Origin of the sequence: Enterococcus sp. DIV1337a, from assembly GCF_051712285.1 — a bacterium.
GTDB classification, from domain to species: Bacteria; Bacillota; Bacilli; order Lactobacillales; family Enterococcaceae; genus Enterococcus; species Enterococcus faecalis.
Map to the genome: position 1 here is coordinate 1,185,335 of NZ_JBIOOP010000001.1, position 26,873 is coordinate 1,212,207.

Annotated in this window: 24 protein-coding genes, 1 pseudogene and 1 other annotated feature; of the genes and pseudogenes, 17 read left to right on the plus strand and 8 right to left on the minus strand. The window is 37.6% G+C overall.

Features of this window, described 5'->3' with window-relative positions; translation table 11 throughout:
- Positions 1–17: 17 nt before the first annotated feature.
- Entirely contained in the window at positions 18–1,016 is a 999-nt protein-coding gene (locus tag IGL49_RS05775; protein WP_104855015.1) for a LacI family DNA-binding transcriptional regulator, read from the minus strand.
- Positions 1,017–1,157: 141 nt separating this feature from the next.
- Here IGL49_RS05775 and IGL49_RS05780 point away from each other — a divergent pair, with 141 nt between their 5' ends.
- On the plus strand, positions 1,158–2,552 hold the full coding sequence (locus IGL49_RS05780; RefSeq protein ID WP_104855016.1) for a 6-phospho-beta-glucosidase: 1,395 nt from the start codon (positions 1,158–1,160) through the stop codon (positions 2,550–2,552).
- 25 nt (positions 2,553–2,577) lie between these two features.
- Here IGL49_RS05780 and IGL49_RS05785 read toward each other — a convergent pair whose 3' ends face one another.
- Positions 2,578–3,084 (minus strand): hypothetical protein, encoded by a 507-nt coding sequence (locus IGL49_RS05785; RefSeq protein ID WP_164982890.1) that lies wholly within the window; start codon positions 3,082–3,084, stop codon positions 2,578–2,580.
- Positions 3,085–3,329: 245 nt separating this feature from the next.
- Between IGL49_RS05785 and abc-f the strand changes: the two genes are divergently transcribed.
- Positions 3,330–4,796, plus strand: a complete 1,467-nt coding sequence (gene abc-f, locus IGL49_RS05790; protein ID WP_164982889.1) for a ribosomal protection-like ABC-F family protein — start codon at positions 3,330–3,332, stop codon at positions 4,794–4,796.
- Between the two features lie 290 nt (positions 4,797–5,086).
- Here abc-f and IGL49_RS05795 read toward each other — a convergent pair whose 3' ends face one another.
- Positions 5,087–6,373 (minus strand): NAD(P)/FAD-dependent oxidoreductase, encoded by a 1,287-nt coding sequence (locus tag IGL49_RS05795; RefSeq protein ID WP_002357691.1) that lies wholly within the window; start codon positions 6,371–6,373, stop codon positions 5,087–5,089.
- 137 nt (positions 6,374–6,510) lie between these two features.
- Between IGL49_RS05795 and gdhA the strand changes: the two genes are divergently transcribed.
- Together gdhA and IGL49_RS05805 are read left to right on the plus strand one after the other, a co-directional pair.
- On the plus strand, positions 6,511–7,857 hold the full coding sequence (gene gdhA, locus IGL49_RS05800) for an NADP-specific glutamate dehydrogenase (protein WP_002360402.1): 1,347 nt from the start codon (positions 6,511–6,513) through the stop codon (positions 7,855–7,857).
- 181 nt (positions 7,858–8,038) lie between these two features.
- Entirely contained in the window at positions 8,039–9,388 is a 1,350-nt protein-coding gene (locus IGL49_RS05805) for a glucose-6-phosphate isomerase (protein ID WP_002357685.1), read from the plus strand.
- A 65-nt stretch (positions 9,389–9,453) separates the two neighbouring features.
- Here the strand turns inward: IGL49_RS05805 and IGL49_RS05810 are convergent, their stop codons facing one another.
- Together IGL49_RS05810 and nrdI are read right to left on the minus strand one after the other, a co-directional pair.
- Positions 9,454–9,633: a hypothetical protein gene (locus IGL49_RS05810; RefSeq protein ID WP_002357684.1), complete on the minus strand. Its 180-nt coding sequence runs from the start codon at positions 9,631–9,633 to the stop codon at positions 9,454–9,456.
- Between the two features lie 57 nt (positions 9,634–9,690).
- Positions 9,691–10,134 carry a class Ib ribonucleoside-diphosphate reductase assembly flavoprotein NrdI gene (gene nrdI / locus IGL49_RS05815; RefSeq protein WP_104855020.1) on the minus strand — a complete coding sequence of 148 codons (444 nt, stop codon included), beginning with the start codon at positions 10,132–10,134 and terminating at the stop codon, positions 9,691–9,693.
- 176 nt (positions 10,135–10,310) lie between these two features.
- Positions 10,311–10,358: a sequence feature (sodium ion sensor (DUF1646 type); this cis-regulatory element may regulate processes involved in with the transportation of sodium ions), on the plus strand.
- Between the two features lie 116 nt (positions 10,359–10,474).
- Here nrdI and IGL49_RS05820 point away from each other — a divergent pair.
- From IGL49_RS05820 to IGL49_RS05865, 10 genes and pseudogenes are all read left to right on the plus strand, one after another.
- Entirely contained in the window at positions 10,475–10,798 is a 324-nt protein-coding gene (locus IGL49_RS05820) for a V-type ATPase subunit F (RefSeq protein WP_002381927.1), read from the plus strand.
- Positions 10,788–12,767 carry a V-type ATP synthase subunit I gene (locus IGL49_RS05825; RefSeq protein ID WP_104855021.1) on the plus strand — a complete coding sequence of 660 codons (1,980 nt, stop codon included), beginning with the start codon at positions 10,788–10,790 and terminating at the stop codon, positions 12,765–12,767. Before IGL49_RS05820 ends, IGL49_RS05825 begins: the two co-directional genes overlap by 11 nt.
- Positions 12,768–12,794: 27 nt before the next feature.
- Positions 12,795–13,268 carry a V-type ATP synthase subunit K gene (locus IGL49_RS05830; RefSeq protein WP_002363905.1) on the plus strand — a complete coding sequence of 158 codons (474 nt, stop codon included), beginning with the start codon at positions 12,795–12,797 and terminating at the stop codon, positions 13,266–13,268.
- Between the two features lie 16 nt (positions 13,269–13,284).
- On the plus strand, positions 13,285–13,866 hold the full coding sequence (locus tag IGL49_RS05835) for a V-type ATP synthase subunit E (protein ID WP_104855022.1): 582 nt from the start codon (positions 13,285–13,287) through the stop codon (positions 13,864–13,866).
- A gap of 16 nt (positions 13,867–13,882) precedes the next feature.
- Entirely contained in the window at positions 13,883–14,884 is a 1,002-nt protein-coding gene (locus IGL49_RS05840; protein ID WP_104855023.1) for a V-type ATPase subunit, read from the plus strand.
- A complete protein-coding gene (locus IGL49_RS05845) occupies positions 14,874–15,185 on the plus strand; it encodes a V-type ATP synthase subunit F (RefSeq protein ID WP_104855024.1) in 312 nt (103 codons plus the stop codon). Before IGL49_RS05840 ends, IGL49_RS05845 begins: the two co-directional genes overlap by 11 nt.
- Positions 15,186–15,202: 17 nt before the next feature.
- Positions 15,203–16,984, plus strand: a complete 1,782-nt coding sequence (locus IGL49_RS05850; protein ID WP_164982866.1) for a V-type ATP synthase subunit A — start codon at positions 15,203–15,205, stop codon at positions 16,982–16,984.
- Positions 16,977–18,353: a V-type ATP synthase subunit B gene (locus IGL49_RS05855; RefSeq protein WP_104855026.1), complete on the plus strand. Its 1,377-nt coding sequence runs from the start codon at positions 16,977–16,979 to the stop codon at positions 18,351–18,353. Before IGL49_RS05850 ends, IGL49_RS05855 begins: the two co-directional genes overlap by 8 nt.
- A gap of 4 nt (positions 18,354–18,357) precedes the next feature.
- Entirely contained in the window at positions 18,358–18,993 is a 636-nt protein-coding gene (locus tag IGL49_RS05860) for a V-type ATP synthase subunit D (RefSeq protein WP_002357673.1), read from the plus strand.
- Positions 18,994–19,067: 74 nt separating this feature from the next.
- Positions 19,068–19,383, plus strand: a pseudogene (locus IGL49_RS05865) (hypothetical protein).
- A gap of 57 nt (positions 19,384–19,440) precedes the next feature.
- Here the strand turns inward: IGL49_RS05865 and IGL49_RS05870 are convergent.
- A complete protein-coding gene (locus tag IGL49_RS05870) occupies positions 19,441–20,322 on the minus strand; it encodes a serine hydrolase (protein WP_174108243.1) in 882 nt (293 codons plus the stop codon).
- 154 nt (positions 20,323–20,476) lie between these two features.
- A complete protein-coding gene (locus tag IGL49_RS05875) occupies positions 20,477–22,357 on the minus strand; it encodes a fructose-1,6-bisphosphatase (RefSeq protein ID WP_104854721.1) in 1,881 nt (626 codons plus the stop codon).
- A 197-nt stretch (positions 22,358–22,554) separates the two neighbouring features.
- On the opposite strand from IGL49_RS05875, the gene lysA reads away from it, so the two are divergent.
- Together lysA and IGL49_RS05885 are read left to right on the plus strand one after the other, a co-directional pair.
- Positions 22,555–23,865, plus strand: coding sequence for a diaminopimelate decarboxylase (gene lysA, locus IGL49_RS05880; RefSeq protein ID WP_164982865.1), 1,311 nt, complete (start codon positions 22,555–22,557; stop codon positions 23,863–23,865).
- A 144-nt stretch (positions 23,866–24,009) separates the two neighbouring features.
- Complete coding sequence (locus IGL49_RS05885; protein WP_164982888.1) at positions 24,010–25,002, plus strand: alpha/beta hydrolase; 993 nt, start codon at positions 24,010–24,012, stop codon at positions 25,000–25,002.
- Between the two features lie 187 nt (positions 25,003–25,189).
- Here the strand turns inward: IGL49_RS05885 and IGL49_RS05890 are convergent, their stop codons facing one another.
- A complete protein-coding gene (locus IGL49_RS05890) occupies positions 25,190–25,534 on the minus strand; it encodes a metal-sulfur cluster assembly factor (RefSeq protein ID WP_002357660.1) in 345 nt (114 codons plus the stop codon).
- Between the two features lie 271 nt (positions 25,535–25,805).
- Between IGL49_RS05890 and IGL49_RS05895 the strand changes: the two genes are divergently transcribed.
- The gene (locus tag IGL49_RS05895) at positions 25,806–26,870 is read left to right on the plus strand and encodes a dipeptide epimerase (protein WP_104854718.1); all 1,065 of its coding nucleotides are present in this window, start codon (positions 25,806–25,808) and stop codon (positions 26,868–26,870) included.
- Positions 26,871–26,873: the final 3 nt, after the last annotated feature.

Here is a 26,873-nt window from a genome sequence, read left to right on the forward strand (position 1 = left end):
AGGACCCGGTAAATCAGTCAAAGTGACTGATCTGCCGGGTCTTTTTTAGGCACCGTTCGTCGTTCAACTAGATGAACGGTTAATTTTTTTTCAGGAATATTCGTCTGATTTAATTGGTTGTATAGGTAAATAAATGAGTTTTCGGCTTGATACTGAATGGCATAATCAACAGTTGTAATATGCATCAACTCACTGACATAACTATTATCAAAGCCAATGACAGCGACATCGCGAGGAACGGCATAATTTAGATTTTCAAGTTCTGAGATAAACTCAGCTGCTACGTGATCATTATAAAAGGCTAAAGCTTCTGGCTTGTCGGTTAATTGTTGCCAGTAATGGGCAATTTTGCGACCAGAATGGTCAGTGTACTGATCATTAATCAGCCATTCAGCTTGCCAAGGTGCCTGAGTGTTTTCATAAAAATCTTTCATTGCACGTTTTCGTGCGTGTGTGTTTAAATTTTCGGGATTACCGAGGACATGACCGATTTTTTGGTATCCTTGTTGTTGTAAATATTCTAAGGAACGATAATAACCAGAGTAATGATCAATGTAGGAAGAATATATATTAGGTGAATCGATACGATGCCAGGTTGCTAAAGGGCCATACGCGCTGTAAGGCTCAATCACCGACCATTCATTTGTCCGTGTCAATAAAAACAAGCCATCTAATTGTTTGTATTTTAATTGGTTCAAGGCATCAATTTCTTTCTGCTGATCGCCATCTGTAAAAAATAAGGTTACGGAATAATTGTATTTTTTGGCAATTGAAATAAAACGATTCAAGAAAATGCCTAAGGAACCTAAATAACTAGGTGCTAAAAAGCCAATGGTTTTTGTGGCACCTGCTCGTAAATTCCGAGCCACATAATTCGGGGTATAATTTAATTCTTTCATTGCTTTGAGAATTTTTTCTTGACTATCGGCACTCACATATCCTTTTCCAGAAATTAAGCGAGAAACAGTCGATTTCGAGACACCGGCAACTTTTGCTACATCAATGATAGACGTCATTTTTTACCTCCAAAGTGGAATGTATTCTTATAAGAAGTATAGCATACATTTTTTTGAAAATAGTGCTTGACATGGGAACATTCCCATAATTTATCCTAAAGATGTAAACGATAACAATTTAATCAAGGAGGAAGAAGACGGATGACAAGAGGAGCATTAAAAATTGCAACAATAGGTGGCGGTTCTAGTTATACACCCGAATTAATTGAAGGATACATTAAAAGAAAAGATGAACTACCAATTAAGGAAATTTGGTTAGTCGATATTGAAGCTGGCAAAGAAAAATTGGAAATCGTTGGTGCAATGGCGAAGCGCATGATTAAAGCTGCTGGTTTGGATTGGGAAGTTCATTTAACCTTAGACCGTGAAGCAGCCTTAGAAGGGGCGGATTTTGTTTCAACACAGTTCCGTGTAGGATTATTAGATGCTCGCATTAAAGATGAACGGATTCCTTTGTCCCATGGCGTATTAGGCCAAGAAACAAATGGCGCGGGAGGAATGTTTAAAGCATTTCGAACAATTCCTGTCATTTTAGCTATTATTGACGATATGAAACGTCTTTGCCCAGATGCTTGGTTAGTGAATTTTACCAATCCAGCTGGAATGGTTACGGAAGCTGCAATTAAACATGGCGGTTGGAAAAAAACAGTGGGCTTATGTAATGTGCCGATTGGTCATAGAAAACAAGCGGCCGAAATGCTGGGAATTCCAGAAGAAGACTTATTCTTTAAATTTGCTGGAATTAATCATTTCCATTGGCACCGCGTTTGGGACAAAGAAGGACAAGAGCGAACACAAGAACTCATTGATTTAATTTACGGGCCTAAGCAAGAGCAAGAAAGTCATTTGAAAAATATTTTTGATGCGCCGTTTCATTATGAACAGTTGAAAGATTTAGGCATGTTACCATGTGGTTATCATCGCTATTATTATATTGAAGATGAGATGTTGAAGCATTCCATCGAAGAGTTTGAACGGGGCGAAACAAGAGCTCAAGTGGTTAAAGAAACGGAAGGTCGTTTGTTTGAATTGTATAAAGATCCCAAACTAGATTACAAACCAAAAGAATTAGAAGAACGGGGCGGCACACACTATAGCGATGCAGCTTGTGAAATGATCGCATCAATCTATAATGATAAACGAACGGATATGGTTGTTTCTACTGAAAATAATGGGACAATTACTGATTTACCGTATGATTGTGTTGTAGAAGTATCTGGACCTGTGACAGCACATGGCCATGAACCCTACAACTGGGGCGCCTTTCCGCCATCAGCACGAGGAATTATTCAAAATATGAAAGCTATGGAAGAAACGGTTATTCGAGCAGCCATCAATGGTGATTACGGCGCAGCATTGCATGCTTTCACTATTAATCCATTAGTTCCTGGCGGCGTCATGGCGAAGACCTTGTTGGACGAATTATTAATTGCCCACAAAGCGCATTTACCGAATTTTGCAGATGCGATTAATAAAATTGAAGAAACACAACCAGAAACAGTCACATATGTGGCCGAATTAATGAAAAGTAATTAAAAAATATCGCACGCTAAAGATTCGTTTAGTGTGCGATACTTTTTTTAGAATAGGAAGCAAAGGATTCCGTTTTTTTCTTGACAGTAAAATGATAGGTTTGTTGCCGGAACAGCCATTGAATACCAGAATAAATTAAAATTTCAGCAATAATAAACGTCGAAAGTTTCTGTGCGGAAAGGAATAATAGCGTTAAAATTAAAAATAAGACGACACAGGTATAAAAAACGTGCTGTAATTTTTTAGAATTGATAATCGTGATTTCTTTGGTATCTTCAGTAACTTCAATGCGCCGATAAAATTGGAACCAGCCTTCATAGAACGTTAAAACATCCCCAGGGTCAGCCTCAATTTCAATAGGTACATTAGTAAAAAGTTTCCCTTGATGCACACCATTTTTATAAAATGTAAAATAGCGTAACGCGCCCCAAACTGATGTTTTTCGTGTCAATGTAATCTTCATGGTTTTCACCTCCGTCTTTATTTTGCCATAGTTTCGGTAAAATTGTATCCTACTAAAGTCCGATTCTCTGATTTTAGGGTCAGAATTGACAAAAGAAAGCAGAGGTGTTAATGTGGGAGTAGTTAAACGAGGAGGTATAATTGTATGTTGGCATCTATCAGAATTTGGATTGACTTTTTGACAAAATAAATTGAATAAATCTTATCAAAAAGTCTGAAATTAAAATTCATGGGTGGCGTGTGTACTTTTATACGAAACTACAAGGATAGCGATTAGGCTGTCCTTTTTTGCGTACCCAAGATTCTTTCGTTTCAGAAATGAAAGAAGAGGGCAAAATGAAAAAATTAAGTATTCATCTGAAAGAAGTAAGTATTCACTTTTCGGGAAAACCAATTCTAGAAATTGATGAATTATTTGTATATGAAAATGAAAAAATTGGGATTATTGGTAAAAACGGCGCAGGAAAATCAACACTGCTCAATTTAATTATGGGTAAGATTCAATCAGACAAAGGAAAAGTTCAAAGATTGAACGACTTTCATTACTTGGCACAAGTAGCTGAAGAAATAACGAATGAACCGGAGAAAACTGCCAAAAACTGTTTGCTAAATCAGAAAAATCAAAAACTAAGTGGTGGCGAAAAAGTCCAAAAACGCTTAGCAACATTATTTTCAGAGTATCCAACGGGGGTTATTTTAGATGAACCAACCACACATTTAGATAAAGAACATCGTCAGTTGTTAGTGGCAGATTTAACGTATTATTGTGGGACCGTTTTGTTTGTTAGTCATGATCGCTTTTTCTTGAATCAATTAGCAGAGAAAATTTGGGAAGTTTCTGATGGACATGTCAAAGAATATTTAGGAAACTACGATGCGTATTGTCGTCAAAAAGAATTGGAACAGCAAACACAATATAATGTCTATCATCAGTATCAAAAGGAAAAGAAAAAATTACAGGAATCTTACGCAAAGAAACAAGCGCAAGCGCAAAAATCTAGTCATGTTTCAAAAAAACAAAAACAAAAGCAAATTCAACCTAGTCGTTTAGCTGGTTCTAAACAAAAAGATACCGTACAAAAAGCACTCCAAAAACAAGCGAAAGCGATTAATGCCAGAATTGACAGATTACCAGATGTTGCACAAGCAAAACAAAAGCGAAAAATTATTTTTCCTACTAATAATCAGTTCTCTTTATACAATCCATATCCAATTAGAATTGAAAATTTAACTTTCGCTTATGAGAATCGAACAATTCTTAACCATGTGAACGTTCAAATTCCTTTAAACGAAAAAATAGCACTTTGTGGAAAAAATGGTGCTGGGAAGAGTACTTTCCTTCAACAAATTGAAGCCCGTCACCCGGCCATTTACTTTTCTCCCAAAGTCCGGTTAGGAACGTATCATCAATTAGATTATCGATTAAAAAATGATGAACCACTGTTGACTTATTTATTGAAACGGACAAATTATTCTGAAAAGATTGTGCGTTCACTTTTATATCGGCTAGGTTTTCAACAAGAAAATTTACAGACAAAGATATCTTCTCTAAGTGGTGGAGAAGCCATAAAAATTACTTTGGCGCAATTGTTTATAGAACCAAATAATATCATCTTATTGGATGAACCCACAAATTTTCTTGATTTAGAGACAATCCAAGCACTTGAAGAATTTATAAGTGCCTATCAAGGAACAGTAATTTTCACCTCGCATGATGAAACGTTTGTGGAAAAAGTAGCTACCCACACTCTTTATTTAGAAAACGGGAAAATTATTGATAAATAAAAAAAAGTAGAGCCTGGGACAAAAATCACTTTGGATTTTTGTCCCAGGCTCAAAACCTGATAAACGGCGGGAACAGAACCAACACTACGCGTTGCTCCGATCTCAACAACTTCTAAGAGCTAAAGCTCTAAGAGTTGAAGGTCCTTCGGAAATAAGCCGAAATTCTCCAAAAATTAAAAAGCAATTTTCGGAAATTCCTTCTTATTGCTGAGAAACACTATTTGCAAAGCAAATAGATGTTGAACAGTACCTACTTGGTTCTCGGAGTTAAACGGTTCCGTCCCGACCTCTTAGACTTCTTCAATTGGTAAATAGGTGTATTCTGCAATTTCTGCGGCATGAGAGCCAGCAACATGTCCAGTGACAAATGCAGCTGTTACGTTGTAGCCTCCAGTATAGCCATTAATATCTAAAAGTTCACCAGCAAAAAATAAACCATTGACTAATTTGCTTTCCATTGTTTTAGGGGTCACTTCTTTGAGGGAAATCCCACCGCCTGTGACAAAAGATTTTTCCAAAGGCAATGTTTTCGTAACAGTGAACTGAAAGTCTTTCAGTAGTTCCACAAAGGAAAGACGTTGCTTTTCTGTTAGTTGTTTGGCAGGCACTTCTTCAATTGCTAGTTTCTCTAGATAAAAAGTGAGCAGCCGTTCTGGTATTAAAGAATGAAAGGCATTTTTTGCCACTTTATTTGGCTGTTCCTCAATCATGTAATCAACGTTTTTCAGCACTTCTTCAAAAGATTTTGTCGGAAACACATCCAAGGCTACCGTGACAGGTTGATTACCGTTGCGAGTTAATTCTTGGTTAATAAAACTAGAACAGCGGAGCGCGGCAGGTCCTGAAATGCCAAAATGTGTAAACAGCATATCCATTTGATGATTAACTAAAGGTTTTCCTTTTTGGTTCAAAACAGTTAAATTAACATCTTGTAAAGAGAGACCTTGCAACGTTTTATCAAGGATAAAAGGTTCTTCAGAAATAATAGGCGATTCGGTAGGGTAGAGTGGGCTGATGGTATGCCCCATTTTTTTGGCTAGTTTATAGCCATCACCAGTTGCTCCTGTGGAAGGATAAGTGCGGCCGCCAGTTGTTAATACAACACACGGTGCATAAATTTTTTCCAGTTCGGTTTCAACGCCAATTATTTGATCGTCTTTTCGTAGTAATTTTGTGACCTGTGTTTTTGTAAAAACAGTGACTCCTAATTCGTTAATGCGGTTAAATAGCGCATCAACAATTGACTTCGATTTATCTGTAACAGGGAACATGCGTCCGTGATCTTCTTCTTTTAAGTGAATACCATTGGATTCAAAAAAGTTCATGATATCATAGTTATCAAATTGTGAAAATGCGCTGTACAAAAATTTTCCATTCCCAGGAATAAATGAAATGATTTCTTCTGCGGGCCGATTATTGGTTACATTACAGCGACCGCCACCAGTCATTAATAATTTTTTCCCAACACGGCGATTTTTTTCAATCAATAATACTTGAGCACCAGCTTCTGCGGCCGCAATCGTGGCCATCATACCACTCGTCCCAGCACCGACAATAATTACATCAAATTTCTTCATAGTTCTCCTCCAATTCAATAGGTAGTGTACCATAATTACAGGATTTTTTCTGGATTTAAGGAAAAAATAAACGTTTGACTATGGTAATTTTTGAATTTTCAGTTAAAATAAACCTATAACAATGAGAGGATGATTAAATGGACGCAAAACAATATGTTAAAAATATTCAAGAAAAGATTCACCAATTAGACCAAGGTCAAACAGAATATTTACAAGCAGTCGATGAGTTTTTACCAACCGTAGAAGGTTTTTTAGAAAAAAATCCTCAATACATTGAAGCAAATGTTTTAGGTGTCTTGATTGAACCTGAACGTATTTTTCAATTTCGTGTGCCGTGGCAAGATGACCAGGGCAACTGGCATGTGAACAGAGGCTATCGTGTCCAATATAATTCAGCGATTGGACCATACAAAGGTGGTTTGCGGTTTCATCCAAGTGTGAATTTAAGTGTGATGAAGTTTTTGGCCTTTGAACAAATTTTTAAAAATAGTTTAACTGGTTTGCCAATCGGTGGCGGCAAAGGCGGTAGTGATTTTGATCCAAAAGGTAAGTCAGATGCTGAAGTGATGCGCTTTTGTCAAAGTTTCATGACCGAACTTCAAAAACATATTGGTCCAAGTACAGATGTTCCAGCAGGCGATATTGGCGTAGGCGCTCGTGAAATTGGTTATTTGTTTGGCATGTATAAACGCTTGCGCAACTATGATGCAGGAGTGTTGACTGGAAAACCTTTAGGATACTGGGGAAGCCAAGCAAGAACAGAAGCGACGGGTTATGGAACGGTTTATTTTGTTAAACATTTATTAGCAGATAAAAACGATACGTTTGAAGGCAAAAAAGTCGCTGTTTCTGGTAGCGGGAATGTCGCAATTTATGCCATGGAAAAAGCAACTGAGCTAGGCGCCACAGTAATCACATGTTCCGATTCGTCCGGTTTTGTCTATGATCCAGAAGGAATTGATGTGGCGTTAGTAAAAGAACTAAAAGAAAAAAATCGTGAACGCATTTCAAAATATGTTGAAACACGTAAAGGCGCAACTTATTATGATAAAGAATCTGTTTGGGATTTCGAAACAGCGTATGACATTGCGTTACCATGTGCAACACAAAATGAAATCAACGAAAAGCAAGCCGCTATTTTAGTGAAAAATGGAGTGAAAGTCGTGGCAGAAGGCGCAAATATGCCTTGTACACTAGAAGCAGTCGCCGTTTTTGCTAAATCAGCTGTAATTTATTGTCCAGGTAAAGCCGCTAATGCAGGTGGTGTTGCGGTTTCTGCATTAGAGATGAGCCAAAATGCTGAACGTTTAGCTTGGTCCTTTGAAAAAGTTGACGGTATGTTAGATCAAATTATGCAAAACATTTATGAGACTTGTCGTGATACAGCTAACGAATATCAGGCACGAGATAACTTTGTTTTAGGTGCGAATATTGCTGGCTTTGAAAAAGTAGCGGCAGCGATGCTGAGTCAAGGACTTGTTTAATAACAAAAAATGCTAGGATTTCCTAGCATTTTTTGTTGGTTTGTTTGATTAAGAGAATAAATATCTCTAATTAAATAGTTAAAATTAAACAATTGGTCTATCCAAAAGAATTTGCTTGAAAAAATGTCTAAAAACACGTAAAGTATACATGTAGTAAGTTTACTTTCGAGGAGGAAAAGGAATGTCACACATTCAATTAGATTATTCCAAATTAGCACCATTTGTTGCTGACCATGAATTGGAATACATGCAAACACAAGTCACTGCAGTGGACAAAGCATTACGTGAAGGTACAGGAGCTGGTAATGATTTTACTGGCTGGATTGATTTACCAGAAAACTATGACAAAGAAGAATTCGCGCGCATTAAAAAAGCAGCAGCAAAAATTCAATCTGACTCTGAGGTATTAGTAGTCATTGGTATCGGTGGTTCATATTTAGGTGCCCGTGCAGCAATTGAATTTTTGACACATTCATTTAATAATCTATTATCAAAAGAAGAACGGAAAGCGCCACAAATCTTCTTTGCTGGAAATAGCATCAGCTCAACTTATTTAGCTGATTTAATCAATGTGATTGGTGATCGTGATTTTTCTGTCAACGTTATTTCAAAATCTGGAACTACGACAGAACCAGCGATTGCTTTCCGCGTCTTTAAAGAGTTATTAATTAATAAATATGGCAAAGAAGAAGCCAATAAACGTATTTATGCGACAACTGACCGTGCTAAAGGAGCAGTAAAAGTTGAAGCCGATGCGGAAGGTTGGGAAACATTTGTGATTCCTGATGATGTGGGCGGTCGTTTCACTGTTTTAACGCCAGTAGGTCTTTTACCAATCGCTGTTAGCGGTGCGGATATTGATCGTTTAATGGAAGGTGCAAATGATGCACGTAAAGAATACGGCGCAACGAGCGACTTAAAAGAAAACCAAGCCTATCAATATGCTGCGTTACGTAACATTTTATATCGTAAAGGCAAAACAACTGAAATGTTAATTAACTATGAGCCTGGTATGCACTATTTCTCTGAATGGTGGAAACAATTATACGGTGAATCAGAAGGAAAAGATGGCAAAGGTATTTTCCCAGCAGCAGCAGACTTTTCAACTGACTTACATTCCATGGGCCAATATGTTCAAGAAGGTATGCGTAACTTATTTGAAACAGTGGTTAAAATTGAAAATCCACGCCATAGCATTTCAATTCCAGAACAAAATGAAGATCTAGATGGTTTAGGCTATTTACAAGGAAAAGAAATTGACTTCGTCAATACAAAAGCGTTCGAAGGTACGTTGCTTGCTCACACAGATGGTGGTGTGCCAAACATGATCGTTAAAGTTCCAACAATGGATGCTTATTCATTAGGTTATGTTATGTACTTCTTCGAAATTGCGGTTGGTATCTCAGGTTACTTAAATGGGGTTAATCCATTTGACCAACCAGGTGTTGAAGCTTACAAACGCAACATGTTCGCTTTATTAGGTAAACCAGGATTTGAAGAATTAGCAAAAGATTTAAATGCACGCCTATAATTTGTAAATAACGGAAGAAAAGAGCCAGAAACACTTACGTTTCTGGCTCTTTTCTTCTATTTAAATTATTTTTCCAAAGGTTCGTTCCATTTTTTAGGACTCCAAATAGTTCCTTCCAATGCAACTTGAAGACTTTCATTATCATCTTCTAATTGTTCAATATATTTGATGGTTTCCTCGATAATAAAAGAATTGGGTTCTTCACTGATTGACTGAAGTTGTTCTGCTAACCATGTATTTCTCATTTTATTCACCTCAAAATGTAGTCTATCATAGGTGAGCCTTTTAGTAATGAAACTTGCTTATTGGTTTTCCTTTAAAATAGCATAAATTCGTTCAATATCCGCTTGGGTGCCTCTTAATTCATAATCAGCTAAGAAGGGAAAGTTGAATTGTTCTGCATACTGTTTGGCTGTCAGGCAGTATTGGTGATTAAAGTTTTTATTGCCGCTGCCCACCACGCCGGAGCAATAACGATAATTATTTTCAAAAGCAAGATATTCTCGCATGACTTCTGTTAAAATTTCGGTATTGCCGTTGTTGACGCCATCGCCACCATCTAAATAGGTAGGTACAAAGGTAAAAAATGGTTCTGATTCTACTTCTAACGGAGAATTTTCCGAAATTTCTTTTAAAGTAATCGTAGGATTTTTTTCGTTTTGCTGATGTTGCTCTTCGGCATAAGTTGTTAAACGTTGAACAAATGAGCGTGTATTACCAGAGATTGAAATATATCGTATATTCATCAGAGATCCCTCCAAATAAATTTAATTGTTTACGTAAGTATAGCACATCGATGTGAAAAAATTTATTATTTTTATTACCTATTATAAAAGGGAAAGTTTGTTATTTTAATTCATTTGGGTAAGTATTGAATTTTGCGAAAAACTTTGCTAAGATGGTAGAGTATTGAATAAAGAATGGTTGGGCGAAAGCTTCAAGGATTCAGTTCTTCAAGGGGTGAGAAGAACAATTTTTGAGTTTGCGCCTTTTTGCATACCTAAAACAAAAGGGCTGAGCGTATCTCTATTTCGCTAGTCCTTTTTCTTATATGCTAAAGGTGTAAAAACTAAGGAGGTGGAGATAATGGTACAAGAAGTACTAGAGCAAATCAAGGCAGCGGAAGATGCGGTGGAAGAGCATCGGCAACAAGCTAAGATGAATTGTCGTTTATATGAAGAACAGAAGCAAGAACGTTTAGCTGAACTACGGCAAGAGAGTGAAGAAGCTGTTGAAAAAGTGCTGACGGATTCACTAGCAACGCAAGAAAAGATGTTACAACTTGAAAAAGAACAACTTTTAGATGAAACAAAGCGTACAGAACAAGCGCTTCACGAACGTTACGAAGCGAACAAAGAACAAGTCATTGATTCAATTATTGAGAGGGTGAAAGACGTTTATGGCAGTTAGTAAAATGGAAAAAATGACAATAATTGCCGCTGCTGAAAAAGAAGCAGCAATTCTACAAGCCATTCAAGGCCTGCAAATTGTCGAAGTAAAACGGATTTTTCATTCGCCTGAAGAAGAACAAGCCTTAAAGAGTCAATATTCTTTTTTACAAGCAGAACAGTCAACTGAACAGCTACGTAAATATGAAACGATGCTACAACAATTGCAAGAGCTTCTTTTATTTTTGACACGCTCTTCAGGAAAAGGTTTAAAGATAAAAAGAAAAGTCTATACTTTGGAAGAGTTGGAACAAACCTTTGATGAAGAAACATTACAAAGCTATTTGACGGAATTAAAGAATATTCAAGAATCTTTGAAACAAATTCAAACGGATCGCCAAGGATTAGAAGCCGAAGAAGAATTATTAGGCCGCTGGCAATATCTAGATGTTTTACCGCATAAACAGCAGTTAAAAAGTAGTAATGTCGTTCATGGTTCGATAAATCTAGCCAATAAAGCCAGCTTTTTGAGCGCTTTATCTCAATGGCCAACAGTTTATTTTGAAGAAATTTATCAAAGTATGCACCATAGTTATTTTACACTCGTTTATCTGAAGGAACATCAGCAAAAGGTAACCGAGTTATTAAACCAATATAGTTTTGAACCACTCCAATACCGTTATGATGTTCCGCCTAAAGAGGCATATCAACAAGTTAAAGAACGATATGAAATTTTACAAAAAGAAGAAAAAACCTTAAAGCAACAACTGGCTTCTTATCATGATTTCTATGAAACGTTTTGCTTGGCTGAAGAAGTCTTATTGGCGGTTATCCAAAGAGAGCAAGCACGTCAACATTTGTTAAATGCTTCCTCATTTTTCATTTTGCAAACGTGGATTCCAGTCGAAGAAAAAGCTGGGATTCTGACAGCGATTGAAGAAAAAGTTCCTAAGGACGAGATAGCTCTTACTTTTGAAAATCCTACGAAGGCGGAAATTGAGACAGATATACCGGTTAAACTAGCGAATAATAAATTGGTGCAGCCGTTTGAAATGTTAACAGAGATGTATAGCTTACCAAAATATGAAGAAGTTGATCCGACACCCGCGATGATGCCGTTTTATCTAGTCTTTTTTGGCATGATGGTAGCGGATATTGGCTATGGCTTACTGATGCTATTCTTGTCTATTATTGCTTTGAAAGCATTTGTTTTACCTAGAGGCATGAAACGTTTTGCCGACTTTTTCTTGATTTTATCATTTCCAACAATTATTTGGGGCTTCATTTACGGTTCGTTTTTCGGTGCAGCATTACCGCCAACAATGTTTGGAATCAAATCACCATTTCCGATTTTATCAACGACCGAAGATGTAAATACGATTCTTATTTTATCGGTTATTTTTGGGTTTATCCAATTGGTTGTCGGTTTAATGATTAATGGGATTCAGTTATCAAAACAAAGGCGCTATTTAGATAGTATTAACGAAAGTTACGCTTGGTTAGGGATTTTGTTTGGTTTAGCATTGTTAGTCGTTGGTAAATTAGTAGTTAAAAATGAAGGCTTATTTACAGCAGGTGCGATTTTAGCTAGCCTTTCTGCCGTTGCAATTATTGTGATTCCAATGATTCAATCGAAGGCCAAATTAAAAGGTTTAGCCAAAGGACTGTATGGACTATACGGTGTGACAGGCTATGTCGGTGATTTAGTTAGTTATACACGTTTGATGGCGTTAGGAATTGCTGGGGGAAGTATTGCTTCAGCGTTTAATATGCTCGTTGAGTTCATGCCGCCAGTTGCCCGTTTTAGCGTGGGGATCTTGCTGTTAATTGTTTTACATGCGTTAAACATATTCTTATCGTTATTAGGTGCGTATGTTCATGGTGCACGTTTGCAATATGTTGAGTTCTTTGGAAAATTTTACACAGGCGGTGGCCGGGCGTTTAACCCGCTAAAAACAAAAGAAAAGTATGTTAATGTTGAGAAAAAATAGAAAATTATTTATTGGAGGAAAATAGAGATGATGGATTACTTAATTAATAATAATGGTGGAATTGTTTTTGCAGTATTAGGAATGGCGATGGCGACAATTTTTGCTGGGATTGGATCAGCCAAAGGAGTTGGCTTTACTGGGGAAGCAGCAGCAGCTTTAACGACGGAGCAGCCAGAAAAATTTGGTCAAGCGTTAATTTTACAGTTATTACCAGGTACACAAGGATTATACGGTTTCGTTATTGCTTTCTTAATTTATATTAACTTAGGAAACGATATGAGTATGGTTCAAGGATTGAACTATTTTGTAGCAGCTTTACCAATTGCCTTTGCAGGATTGTTCTCTGGGATTGCCCAAGGTCGTGTAGCCGCTGCGGGGATCCAAATTTTAGCGAAGAAACCAGAACATGCAACAAAAGGAATTATCTATGCTGCCATGGTTGAAACTTATGCCATCTTAGGGTTCGTAATTTCCTTCTTACTTGTATTGAACGTCAAATAATTGAGGAGGCAGATGGATGGATGCCATTGAAAAAATCATCAGTGAAATTAAGCAGCAAGGAAAGCAAGAAGTCGAAGCCTATGTCACCAGTGAACAAACGCGCATCGATCAAGAATTCCAAGCAGCACAACAAGAAATTTTGCTGAAGCAAGAACATGAAATAGAAAAACGACAACAACAATTATTAAAAGAATTTAAACAACGCCAACAACGGCAAACACTAGAAATTCGTCAAGATGCATTAAATAAAAAACAAGCATATCTTAACCAATTATTTGACGAAGTGGTCTTAAAGATGAGTGAATGGTCAGCGGAAGAATTTCAACAATTTATGAAAGCACAATTAGGCTCACTTGAATTAACAGGAAAAGCAACCATTCTTTTAGGCGAGTATTCTCAAGCGAAAGTAACGCAAGAGTGGCTGACCGCACTTTCTGATGCTACTGTTCAATGGGAGCTTTCAGAGGAGGTTGTTCCAAAAGAAAGCGGCTTTATCGTTGCAAAAGATGGTTTGGATTATAATTTTCTCTTTTCAGCATTAGTTGAAGAGATTCAAAAAACAGAAGGCTTTAAAGTAGCAGAAAAACTTTTCAGTTAAGAAGGGAGGACGTAGAATGAGAAAACCAACGTATCATCAAATTAATCCGCTGATTCGTTTAAAAGAAACGGAGCTGCTTTCTGAGCAACAGTTTCAACAACTTTTAGAAGCGGAAACAGTTGAAGACGTTAAAAATATGTTAAAAAGTACGGTTTATCAACCTTATTTAACCGAAACTTTTGAAGAAAAATTTGACTACCATTCTTCTGAAGCATTGGGAAATCTTTATCGGTGGTTATATGAAATGGCTCCAGAACCAGCTGTAGTAACGTTGTATACGATGCGTTTTACCTTCCATAACTTGAAGATTTTGACGAAAGCTGAGCGAACAGGTAAAGATTTTGATTATCTTTATTTAGAAGATGGTCGTTATTCTCTAAACACAGTCAAAAGTGCCATTCATACAAAAAACTCTTCCGAACTTGAGCCAGCATTATTAGAAGTGATTCGTGATGTTTTTGCCTATCTGGAAGAAGGCGGTTTGCCGCAAGCAATTGATATCCTTTATGATCGAGCATTTTTACAGCAACAGCGAAAATTGGCGGATGAATTGGGCTATGAAGAGTTAACGAAGGAGGTCATCGCTTTTATTGATTTAACCAATCTATCAACGATGGCCAGAGGGATTGTTCAACATCAAAACAGTAACTTTTTATCAACCGTGCTTTCTAGCGCTGGCAGTATCTCAAAGAAAGAGCTGTTGACCTATGCGGAAAAGTCACTTGTAGAATTTACTGCATTTGTCAGAACAACGAATTACGGACAACTATTAGAAAAGATCATCAATAAAGAAACCAATGAATTAAATTTATTGGCTTTTGAAAAACTCAAGGATGATTACCTGACCTCAATGTATGAAAATGGGCGAACGGTTGCTTTTGGGCCGCTCCCATTACTAGCCTTTTTGAATGCGAAAGAAGTTGAATGGAAAAATCTACGTTTAATTTTGGTCGGAAAACATAGTGGGTTTTCAAATGAAAAAATTCGAGAAAGGATGCGAAAAGTCAATGGGGTATAAAATTGGGGTCATTGGAGACAAAAATTCAATCTTACCATTTAAACTGTTTGGCTTTGAGGTCCATCATGCCATTTCAGAAATGCAAGTTAGAGAAGCCATTGAAACTATGGCGAAAAATAAGTTTGGGGTCATTTTCATAACGGAAGAAGCCTCTACTTTAGCAGAAGAAACGATTGAACGATACAAAGAACAAGTGACACCAGCGATTATTTTAATCCCAAGTCATAATGGTACAATTGGAATCGGTTTAAGAGAGATTGAAAAAAATGTTGAAAAAGCAATTGGACAAAATATTTTATAATGCAAAGGAGAATGAGCGTGCAAATTGGAAAAATTGTCAAAGTTTCAGGTCCTTTGATTTTAGCTGAAAACATGTCAGATGCTAGTATCCAAGACATTTGTCATGTAGGAGATTTAGGCGTTATCGGAGAGATTATTGAAATGCGAGGCGACGTCGCTTCGATTCAAGTATATGAAGAAACAACAGGCATTGGACCAGGAGAACCCGTTATTTCAACAGGAGAACCGTTATCTGTTGAATTGGCCCCAGGTTTAATTGCCGAAATGTTTGATGGTATTCAACGACCATTGGATACATTTCAAGAAGTAACCCACAGTAACTTTTTAGGCCGTGGCGTTAAAATTGATGCGTTAAATCGTGAGAAAAAATGGACGTTTGAACCGACTGTGGCAGTTGGTGAAGAAGTGTCGGCAGGTGACATTGTCGGTGTGGTTCAAGAAACACCGATTATTCAACATAAAATTATGGTGCCTTTCGGCGTTTCAGGAACGATTGCCGAAATTAAAGCAGGGGACTTTGCCATTGATGAAACAGTTTACTCAGTGAAAACAGCTAAAGGAACAGAAAGTTTTAGCATGATGCAAAAATGGCCGGTTCGGCGGGGACGTCCCATTTTAGAAAAACTAAGTCCCAAAGTACCGATGGTGACCGGACAACGCGTAATTGATACCTTTTTCCCAATCACAAAAGGCGGCGCGGCAGCAGTTCCAGGACCGTTTGGCGCTGGAAAAACAGTCGTTCAGCACCAAATTGCCAAGTGGGCCGATGTCGACTTAGTCGTTTACGTTGGTTGTGGGGAACGCGGGAATGAAATGACCGATGTTTTAAATGAATTTCCAGAATTAATTGATCCAACAACTGGTGAGTCTTTGATGAATCGGACGATTTTAATTGCGAATACGTCAAATATGCCGGTAGCGGCCCGGGAAGCCTCGATTTATACAGGGATTACCATTGCAGAATATTTCCGTGATATGGGTTACTCAGTCGCAATTATGGCGGATTCTACTTCTCGTTGGGCGGAAGCGTTACGAGAAATGAGTGGCCGTTTGGAAGAAATGCCTGGTGATGAAGGCTATCCAGCCTATCTAGGTAGCCGCTTAGCTGAATATTATGAACGAGCAGGACAAGTAATCGCATTAGGAAAAGACCATCGTGAAGGAAGCATTACAGCGATTAGTGCGGTTTCACCATCTGGCGGGGACATATCAGAACCTGTCACCCAAAATACGTTACGCGTTGTTAAAGTATTCTGGGGCTTAGATTCCCAGCTAGCACAAAAACGTCATTTTCCTTCTATTAACTGGTTACAAAGTTATTCTCTTTACTCTACAGAAGTAGGGCAATATTTGGACTTGGAATTGCAAGGAAACTGGGCCGCTATGGTAGCTGAAGGGATGCGGATTTTACAAGAGGAATCTCAATTGGAAGAAATTGTTCGCTTGGTTGGGATTGATTCCTTGTCGGATAAAGACCGTTTAACGTTGGAAACAGCTAAATCATTACGGGAAGACTATTTGCAACAAAATGCTTTTGATGACGTGGACACGTTCACTTCTCGAAGCAAACAAGCGAAAATGTTGCAATTGATTCTAACTTTTGGTGAAGAAGGTCAAAAAGCTTTAAGTTTAGGCACTTATTTCTCTGAATTAATGGCGGGAACAGTTGAAATCCGTGATCGCATTGCTCGTAGCAAGTATTTACCAGAAGAAGAATTAGAAAGATTGGATCGTTTACAAGCAGAAATTAAAACAACGGTAAAAGAAATCATTGCTGAAGGAGGAATGACGAATGATTAAAGAATATCGCACAATCAATGAAGTCGTTGGTCCTCTGATGATTGTTGAAAAAGTGGCAGGCGTAAAGTACGAAGAATTAATTGAAGTGCGCATGCAAAATGGCGAAATTCGCCAAGGGCAAGTTTTAGAAATCAATGGAGATAAAGCGATGGTCCAAATTTTTGAAGGAACGAGTAATATCAATATTCGTGATTCAAAAGTTCGCTTTCTGGGACATCCTTTAGAATTAGGGGTTTCGCCAGATATGATGGGGCGCGTTTTTGACGGCTTAGGTCGTTTAAAAGATAATGGACCAGAATTATTACCTGAGAAAAAATTAGATATTAACGGCGAAGTTATCAATCCAGTTGCTCGTGATTATCCTGATGAGTTCATCCAAACAGGGATTTCAGCGATTGACCATTTAAATACCTTAGTTCGCGGCCAAAAATTACCTGTTTTTTCAGCTTCTGGCTTACCTCATAAAGAATTAGCAGCGCAAATTGCTAGACAAGCCAACGTGTTAAATAGTGAAGAAGAATTTGCCGTGGTTTTTGCGGCGATTGGGATTACCTTTGAAGAAGCGGAATATTTTATGGAAGATTTCCGCCAAACAGGCGCAATTGATCGTTCAGTCTTGTTTATGAACTTAGCAAATGATCCAGCCATTGAACGAATTGCAACGCCTAGAATGGCTTTGACAGCCGCTGAATATTTAGCTTATGAAAAGGGCATGCATGTCTTAGTTATCATGACGGATATGACCAATTATTGCGAAGCGTTGCGAGAAATTTCAGCAGCACGTCGTGAAGTTCCAGGTCGTCGTGGTTACCCAGGTTATCTTTACACGAACCTAGCAACGTTATATGAACGGGCAGGCCGAATTCGTGGTTCAAAAGGTTCCGTAACGCAGATTCCTATTTTAACGATGCCTGAGGAAGATAAAACACATCCAATTCCCGATTTAACTGGCTATATTACAGAAGGGCAAATTATCTTGTCCCGGGAACTGTATAAGAGCGGTATCCAACCACCAATTGATGTATTGCCATCACTTTCCCGTCTTAAAGACAAAGGAACTGGCGAAGGCAAAACGCGCGGTGATCACGCAGCGACGATGAATCAATTGTTCTCAGCCTATGCACAAGGGAAACAAGCCAAAGAATTAGCGGTCATTTTAGGAGAATCAGCTCTTTCCGATGTCGATAAAATCTACGCAGCTTTTGCCCAACGTTTTGAAGAAGAATATGTCAACCAAGGATTTAATACAAACCGTTCGATTGAAGAAACGTTAGATCTTGGGTGGGAACTATTAAGTATGCTACCGAGAACAGAACTAAAACGAATTAAAGAGGATATGCTCGATCAATATTTAACTGAAGGGAAGTAGAAAAATGGCTCGATTAAATGTTAATCCAACCCGTATGGAACTTTCCCGATTGAAAAAACAGTTAACTACGGCCACGAGAGGTCATAAGTTGCTGAAAGACAAACAAGATGAATTGATGCGACGGTTTATTGCGCTAGTCAAAGAAAACAATGAGTTACGTATTCAGGTTGAACAAGAAGTGACGGATGCGTTATCAAATTTTGTATTGGCAAACGCAACGTTGAACGAAGCCTTTATTGAAGAGTTAGTGGCAATTCCAGCCGAAAAAGTTGAATTAGAAATTATTGAACAGAACATCTTAAGTGTGCCAGTTCCTAAAATGATTTTTGATTACGATGAATCGGTTCAAGAAGCGCCCTTAGACTATGGCTATGTCAACTCAAACAGTGAGCTTGATCAAGCTTTTGCTAAAATTTCAAGCATTTTACCGAAATTATTAGCACTTGCAAATGTTGAAAAGACATGCCAATTATTATCAAAAGAAATTGAAAAAACGCGTCGTCGTGTTAACGCCTTAGAGTATATGACAATCCCACAATTAGAAGAAACAATTTACTACATTCAAATGAAATTAGAAGAAAATGAACGTGGCGAAATTACACGTTTAATTAAAATTAAAAGCATGAACAAAGAAAATTAGTTGTTAGAAAGAACGAGTACGAAGTCAGTTGGTAGCTTTCGTGCTCGTTTTTAATAAAAAAGGGAGTGGAAAAAATGAAAAATGAAGAACGCCGCAAAGCGATTGCACTGAATTGTAAATCATTCTGAATTTAAAACGTTATTATTATGGTGTGAAATATCTTCCTGAGTGTCATTTAGATGAAAGTAACCAGTTTATCGAAGATGGACTTGAAGCTCTTAAAAAAGAGATTTAGGCAACGGTGCGTTACAATTGCTTGGCGCTGACTTAAACTTTGCTAGTTTTGCAGTAAAAGCACAAGGAACCAAAAAAATAGATGCTCACCAGATGTTGGCAGAGCGTTTTACGAAGTTGTTGGCTGTACAAACGGATAATAATAACAAACAATAGGCAAAATACCCTTGGTTTATTAAGCCGTTTTAATAAACCAAGGGTATTTTTTTACTGTTATTGATTAGGATATTCAGACACTTGCAATTGCCAAAGTTTATCTGTCACTGAAGCAATAAATGCAGAACTCTTAGCATTATCAGGTCCCTTAGTAAAAATTGCTAAAGCAAAGGGGTGAGGTGTTTCTAAAATCCCCATATCATGAATAAATTCATCATAGGAACCAATTTTATGAGCAACTTTCCCTTGAGTTGTGGGAGTTTCCATTCTTTCATGGAAAACACTTTGTTTCATAGAATCATAAATCGCTTGGTAATCTGGTTTCGTTGCTTTTTCAGTATATAATTTTTGTAGAATAACAAGCGCATCTTCCGAAGAAAATTGTGGTTCTTCAATCGAAGGTGTCTTGTGCAAATAACGCTGATACATTTCTCGTTTTGCTTTTGCATCACCACCTAATGTGTCATAGAGCATATTTTTAGCGATATTATCAGAATAGGTGATGGCATATTCTTGTAACGTTTTTAATGGATATTCTGGTTGGATATTATAGGCAATGATCCCAGTTCCTTCTTCATAATCTTCTTCAGCATCATAGGGAATCAGGTCTGTCCATTTTTTTTGACCAGAAGCAACCATGTCGGCGACTAACATCGTCAATGGCACTTTAATGGTACTAGCTGTATAAAATTCATGTTGGCCATTCACGGAACGTTGTTCGCCAGTTTCCAAATCTAAATAACTGATCCCGACCGTTCCTTCAAATTCTTTGACAGAAGCGACGAGCAGATCATTTATTTTATCAAAAAAAACTGTATTTGCTGAATTATTTTCTTCCTTGTTGTTTGTATGCTTCTCATGTTTGGCGGAATCAATTGTAACTTTTTGTTCAGATTCTTTGGCATAATCTTCGCCACGACTTGAGAAGAAGAAGCCCACAATTAGGAAAAAGCAAAGAAAGAAAATGGTGCCGTAAAGTGAGAGTTGCTGTTTCTTCAATGTAAAACCCTTTCCGTTTCTCTAATAGATATTTTTCTCAACTCCTCCATTTAATCATTTTTCGGATAAGAGCGCAAGCTTCTTTTTAGCAGCACTACTGGTTTTGTTTCATTTGTTTTTGAAGTGCTTGCGATTGTTTTAATAGCTCTTTGCCGATGGTGGTGTCTTTCACCAATAGCCGCTGTAAGGGGCGATCGATGACTTGTTTGATAGAATGAATGTCTTGGTTATTTAAAATGGCTGTTTCTTTGCTAGAAAAAGATTTATGCGCGGTCAGTTGTAACCCGAACGAGTTGTACAATAATGTATAACCAGCAATTCCAGTAATTGTCTGATAAGATTTTGAAAAGCCGCCGTCAATTACGAGAAGCGTGCCATTTGCTTTGATTGGCGATTCGCCTTTTGTTCGTTTAACTGGTGTATGACCATTAATGATATGTCGATTTTCACCAGTCACTTCAAATTCATCTAGGATTCTTTCACAAACTTCAACCGTATCACGCAAAGAATAATAAGGATTTTTTTCTTCGTGATGTGTTTCTTTTTCAGCGATAAAATAACGCTCGAAGGTTTTCATGGCTCGTTTACCAAATAATGAGGAACCTTCGCCACACCAAAGATACCATAAACAATCTGTCGCATAGTCATCTGTAATAGCAGGCTGAGCGTATGCTTCTTCTAACATTTTCTGAAAGAAGTCAACTAAAGCTTTTCCTGAATAGGAGTGGCCTTTAAATGCGTAAGCTTGAAAAGTACCGTCCGCATTCAGAGGCAGACAGCCGTGGATCAATAAATTTTGATTATACACAAGGTAAAGAGAAGCTTTTTCCATTAGAAAGCGCATGTGTTTTGTTAACCGCGGCGAAGACTGAAATTGCGTTAATAAATCATCAATTATCTGTTTTTCCTCACGTGTTAATTGGTAAGGCTGCTCTTCAGAAACGGTTTGGAAACAGCTGTTAATTAATGTATAACGACATTCGTCAAAAGTAATAGTTTCCCCTTGAATCTTATCTAAGCGTAGCCGATGTGCCAAGTTAAAATCAGGACGTCGACCAATAATTTGGCCTTCTAGTTTTTCTTGAATAATGGCAATGGCTTGTTGCACACGCATCGCTATTTGTTTTTCAGCTTCAGTTAACGCACGATAGGGATTTTTCTTGGGTGCAAAAGCAGGATTTTCTTTATACGTTTCTAAACTAAATTTTTTTAAGGCGGTTAAATCGATAGCATAACGTTCTTCTAACAAATCTAAATTTCCATAGCGAGCACAAATACGTACTACATTGGCTAAACAAGCCAGTGAACCACTATAAGCAGCCAGCCAAATCATATCGTGATTGCCTAGTTGAATATCCAAGGAGTGATAGGACATTAATCGGTCCATAATTTTATCGGGTGCTGGCCCCCGATCATAGATATCCCCAATAACATGTAGGTGATCGATAATCAGACGTTGGATTAGATAAGCTAATTCTGTCACGAAACGTTTGGCTTCACCTAGTAAAATAATTTTTTCAATAATTTGTTGATAGTAACCGTTTTTGGTTGTTGTTTCATCATATTGATAAATCAATTCTTCGAGAATATACCCATAGGTTTCAGGAAGGGCTTTGCGAACTTTAGAACGTGTATACTTCATCGAAGAAGAACGAACGATTTCAACCAGACGGCGAATCGTTAATAGCCACCATTCATAAGAGAGGGCGCTTTCATTTTCTAAAAGTGTTAATTTTTCTTCGGGATAGTAGATAATAAAACAAAGCTCGTCCATCTGATGGGCATTTAATTCTTGTTTAAATAAAAATTGAACTTTTTCCCGGATTCGTCCAGAACCATTTCTTAAAATATGGTCAAAGGCTTCAAATTCACCATGTAGATCACTGACAAAATGTTCTGTTCCTTTTGGTAAATTCAAAATTGCTTCTAAATTAATAATTTCTTCAATTTGTTGATCGCGGTTCAGTGTAGCCAAGTCATCTGCCTTCTTTCTTTTTCGTATATACCAATTTCAATTAAAAAGATTAAAGTCTTGTTAATAAAGGTTTTTTATCTGTATGCCAATTATTGTAGGCTATTTAGCGAAAAAAAGCAACAGGAGAAAGTCCGAGAAAAATGTGGAAAATTATAGGAAGCTACTGGGTTTTATGCTATGATTTTTAATAAAACAAAATGAAGGGGCGAGAAAAAATGTTATTTGGTACAGCAAAAATGAATCGGGAAAATCATTTAGAAATCGGTGGTTGTGACACCGTAAAGTTGGCACAAAAATTCGGGACGCCGTTATTTGTCTATGATGTTGCTCATATTCGCGCGCAGGCACGTGGTTTTAAACAAACGTTAAATCAATTAGGTATCAAAAATAAAGTGGTTTATGCAAGTAAAGCATTTAGTTGTTTAGCTATTTATCAAGTGTTAAAAGAAGAAGATATTGCTTGTGATGTTGTCTCTGGTGGGGAACTATTCACAGCTTTAAAAGGGGGGATGGAGCCAGCAGAAATTGAATTCCATGGAAATAACAAAACCCCTGAAGAATTGCGTTACGCTTTGGATAACAAAATAGGTACTATTGTCATAGATAATTTTTACGAAATTGACTTGTTGGAAGAATTATTAACTACACGAAACCAAACACAAAAAGTTCTTTTTCGGGTGAGTCCTGGCGTGGATGCAGAAACCCATGATTACATTTTGACAGGCCAAGAAGATTCAAAATTTGGTTTTGATGTTGCAAGTGGGCAGGCAACAGAAGCACTCGTTCGCCTTTTATCAAATCCCTCTTTTGATGTACAAGGGGTCCATTGCCATATTGGCTCGCAAATTTTTGCTGTGGAAGGCTTTTTAGCAGCTGTTGAAAAAATGTTTACTATTTTAGAAGGTTGGCGGCAAGTCCATCAATTTACAGCACGTGTTTTAAATATGGGTGGTGGTTTTGGTGTGCAGTATACGCAGCAAGATGAGCCATTAGCACCAGCAACGTTTGTTGAAAAAATTGTTGATTCATTGAAAGGTCATTGTGAACAATTCGGATATCCACTGCCTGAGCTTTGGATTGAACCAGGCCGCAGTTTAATTGCCGAAGCGGGCACAACGATTTATACAGTTGGCGCGCAAAAAGAGGTTCCTGGCGTTCGTCATTTTGTTTCCGTCGATGGTGGCATGGGTGATAATATACGGCCTGCTTTGTATCAAGCGGTTTATGATGGTTTTCTAGCAAATCGTGATGGGCATGATTCAGTCAAGAAAGTCACGGTGGTTGGTAAATATTGCGAATCAGGCGATGTCTTACTTCGAGATATTTTATTGCCAGAAGTTAAAGCAGGGGATTTATTGGCCATCAGTAGTACGGGGGCTTACGGTTATTCAATGGCAAGTAATTACAACCGAAATCCTCGACCAGCAGTGGTTTTTGTCGAAGATGGACAAGCAAAATTAGTTGCTCGCCGTGAGACATATGAAGATATGACAACGTTGGATTGTTGATAGAGTAAAAGCAGCCGCCTCTTTTTGAGACGGCTGCTTTTTTCAAAAAATAACAAAATGTAAGGGTGATTTCTTTCAGAAATGAAAGATCCATAGTATATTAAATGGAGAAGGAAATACTTTAGAAGAGGGTGTGATTTGCAGATGAAATGGCTCCTCGGGTTACTGATCATTTTTGCAATGATTGGCGTTGTTTTTTCTTTTTACATTGCCAATTATTTTTTGAAAATCGCTTTGATTAAAGACAATCCTTGGTATCATAAAAAAGGGCATCGGTTATTAAATCCTGATAATTTTCAAGAACGGGAAACAAGATACACAAAAATAGAAGAACAACAAAAACAAGAAGGCGAAGCTTTTTGGACAGAGTCTTTTGCTGAAGATCGTTGGTTGAAAATTAAAGACGAAACATTGTATGCGCGGTGCTTTATCCCTTATCCAGATAACCATCGTTGGGCGATTTGTGTGCATGGTTATCGTTCAAACGGAAAACGCGATATGGCATATACTGCATTACGTTTTGCAGAAGAAGGTTACAATGTTTTAGTTCCCGATTTGCGTGCGCACGGGAAAAGTTCAGGGAATAAAATTGGGATGGGATGGTTGGATCGGTTAGATTTATTAAGTTGGATTAGTGAAGTTCTTGCCATTGATATGGAAGCAGAAATTATTTTAGTGGGAGGTTCCATGGGGGCGGCTACCGTCATGATGGCAAGTGGTGAAAAGTTACCAACGAATGTTCGCGGATTAATAGTGGATTGTGGCTACACTTCTGTTTATGATGAATTTAAATATGTCCTACATGAATCTTTTCATTTACCCGCTTTTCCTATTTTAACAATTGCTAATCAATTAGCATTAAATAACTATGGCTTTCAATTGAAAACCGCTTCTTCTGTGAGGCAATTACACAAAAATACGTTGCCAACATTTTTTATTCATGGCACAGGTGATCGTTTTGTTCCAATGACGATGTTTGAAGAAAATTTAGCGGCAACTCAAGGGATAAAAAAAGGCCTCATTGTTGCTAAAGCACCACATTTATCTTCAAGTGTCTACGAACCTGAAAATTATTACAGTAGTATTTTTGAATTTTTGGAAGAAAACTGTCCTGCGGTAAAAACAGCACCCGACTAACAAGACATGGATTTTTATGATTCCATGTCTTGTTTTGTTTGACTCGTTTAGCTAAATTTAAAGTGCTTGAGAAGAAAAATAATAAAGTTGGACTACCAAACTATTAGTCAAATAAAAAACCACCTGAAAGAACTGACCGATTAGTTCTTTCAGGTGGTTTTTATCATTAGTCAAAGTCTCGAAATAACTAGCGAATACCCAAAGCAATTCGTGCGTAACGGCTCATTTTATCCGTTGTCCATGCAGGGTACCAGACTAATTTTACTTCGATATTATTCACTTCAGGAATATCTTTTAAAACACCATGGATTTGTTCTGTTAAAACATCTGCTAACGGACAGCCCATTGTGGTTAAGGTCATTTTGATGACAGTATCACCAGTTTCTTCTGCAAATTCAACTTCATAAATTAGTCCTAAATTAACAATATCGATGCCTAATTCAGGGTCAATCACTGTTTCTAATGCAGTTAAAATATCTTCTTTGATTGCTTCAACTTCTTCGGTTGAGCGTTGTTGAGGTTGTTCACTCATTCGTCTTCTACTCCTTTGCAAGTTGCCTCTTCACTATCATACCTTTTTTAAGGATGTTTGTAAATGAGAAGTATCTCACATGTTCTGGAATTTACTGATTTATAAAAGAGCTCGTAAATTCGATTTTCATATTATTTTAATCTTAATCTCATTATTTTGTTGACATTAGAAAATAATGAGTTTAGAATGTTCGATAACAATCAAAATTTAATTTTGTAGCATTTAAAAAACTGAATTTTCAATTAATTAAAAATGTTAAAGGGAGGATTTTATGAAAATTAAGCAGGTACATGTTAGGGCATCGAAAATCAAACTGAAAGAAACGTTTACAATTGCTTTGGGGACGATTGAATCGGCGGATAGCGCAATTGTAGAAATTGAAACAGAAGAGGGATTAGTTGGATATGGAGAAGGAGGGCCCGGCATTTTTATTACCGGTGAAACGTTGGCTGGCACGTTGGAAACGATCGAATTATTTGGCCAAGCAATCATTGGCTTAAACCCCTTTAATATTGAGAAAATTCATGAAGTCATGGATAAAATATCTGCTTTCGCTCCAGCCGCAAAAGCAGCAATCGATATTGCTTGTTATGATTTGATGGGTCAGAAAGCGCAACTGCCTCTTTATCAATTGTTAGGTGGCTATGATAACCAAGTGATAACGGATATCACACTAGGTATTGATGAACCAAATGTGATGGCACAAAAAGCCGTCGAAAAAGTCAAACTAGGTTTTGATACATTAAAAATTAAAGTCGGAACAGGAATTGAAGCTGATATTGCAAGAGTAAAAGCGATTCGTGAAGCAGTTGGCTTTAATATCAAGCTCCGCTTAGATGCGAATCAAGCTTGGACGCCCAAAGATGCAGTTAAAGCGATTCAAGAATTGGCAGATTATCAAATTGAGTTAGTGGAACAGCCAGTTAAAAGGCGCGATTTAGAAGGCCTAAAATACGTTACCTCACAAGTCAATACGACAATTATGGCTGATGAAAGCTGTTTTGATGCCCAAGATGCGTTGGAATTAGTAAAAAAAGGCACAGTCGATGTTATCAATATAAAATTAATGAAGTGTGGCGGCATTCATGAAGCATTGAAAATTAATCAGATTTGTGAAACAGCAGGTATCGAATGCATGATTGGTTGCATGGCGGAAGAAACAACCATTGGCATCACGGCTGCTGCTCATTTAGCTGCTGCTCAAAAGAATATCACACGAGCAGATTTAGATGCGACATTCGGTTTAGAAACTGCGCCCGTAACTGGGGGCGTATCCTTAGAAGCAAAACCATTATTGGAATTAGGAGAAGCAGCCGGATTAGGTATTTCTCATTAAAAA

Excerpts from the sequence above, each read along its gene's own strand:
- IGL49_RS05775 (WP_104855015.1), bottom strand. The coding sequence starts at position 1,016 with ATGACGTCTATCATTGATGTAGCAAAAGTTGCCGGTGTCTCGAAATCG.
- IGL49_RS05780 (WP_104855016.1), top strand. The coding sequence starts at position 1,158 with ATGACAAGAGGAGCATTAAAAATTGCAACAATAGGTGGCGGTTCTAGT.
- abc-f (WP_164982889.1), top strand. The coding sequence starts at position 3,330 with ATGAAAGAAGAGGGCAAAATGAAAAAATTAAGTATTCATCTGAAAGAA.
- IGL49_RS05795 (WP_002357691.1), bottom strand. The coding sequence starts at position 6,373 with ATGAAGAAATTTGATGTAATTATTGTCGGTGCTGGGACGAGTGGTATG.
- gdhA (WP_002360402.1), top strand. The coding sequence starts at position 6,511 with ATGGACGCAAAACAATATGTTAAAAATATTCAAGAAAAGATTCACCAA.
- IGL49_RS05805 (WP_002357685.1), top strand. The coding sequence starts at position 8,039 with ATGTCACACATTCAATTAGATTATTCCAAATTAGCACCATTTGTTGCT.
- IGL49_RS05810 (WP_002357684.1), bottom strand. The coding sequence starts at position 9,633 with ATGAGAAATACATGGTTAGCAGAACAACTTCAGTCAATCAGTGAAGAA.
- nrdI (WP_104855020.1), bottom strand. The coding sequence starts at position 10,134 with ATGAATATACGATATATTTCAATCTCTGGTAATACACGCTCATTTGTT.
- IGL49_RS05820 (WP_002381927.1), top strand. The coding sequence starts at position 10,475 with ATGGTACAAGAAGTACTAGAGCAAATCAAGGCAGCGGAAGATGCGGTG.
- IGL49_RS05825 (WP_104855021.1), top strand. The coding sequence starts at position 10,788 with ATGGCAGTTAGTAAAATGGAAAAAATGACAATAATTGCCGCTGCTGAA.
- IGL49_RS05830 (WP_002363905.1), top strand. The coding sequence starts at position 12,795 with ATGATGGATTACTTAATTAATAATAATGGTGGAATTGTTTTTGCAGTA.
- IGL49_RS05835 (WP_104855022.1), top strand. The coding sequence starts at position 13,285 with ATGGATGCCATTGAAAAAATCATCAGTGAAATTAAGCAGCAAGGAAAG.
- IGL49_RS05840 (WP_104855023.1), top strand. The coding sequence starts at position 13,883 with ATGAGAAAACCAACGTATCATCAAATTAATCCGCTGATTCGTTTAAAA.
- IGL49_RS05845 (WP_104855024.1), top strand. The coding sequence starts at position 14,874 with ATGGGGTATAAAATTGGGGTCATTGGAGACAAAAATTCAATCTTACCA.
- IGL49_RS05855 (WP_104855026.1), top strand. The coding sequence starts at position 16,977 with ATGATTAAAGAATATCGCACAATCAATGAAGTCGTTGGTCCTCTGATG.
- IGL49_RS05860 (WP_002357673.1), top strand. The coding sequence starts at position 18,358 with ATGGCTCGATTAAATGTTAATCCAACCCGTATGGAACTTTCCCGATTG.
- lysA (WP_164982865.1), top strand. The coding sequence starts at position 22,555 with ATGAAGGGGCGAGAAAAAATGTTATTTGGTACAGCAAAAATGAATCGG.
- IGL49_RS05885 (WP_164982888.1), top strand. The coding sequence starts at position 24,010 with ATGAAATGGCTCCTCGGGTTACTGATCATTTTTGCAATGATTGGCGTT.
- IGL49_RS05890 (WP_002357660.1), bottom strand. The coding sequence starts at position 25,534 with ATGAGTGAACAACCTCAACAACGCTCAACCGAAGAAGTTGAAGCAATC.
- IGL49_RS05895 (WP_104854718.1), top strand. The coding sequence starts at position 25,806 with ATGAAAATTAAGCAGGTACATGTTAGGGCATCGAAAATCAAACTGAAA.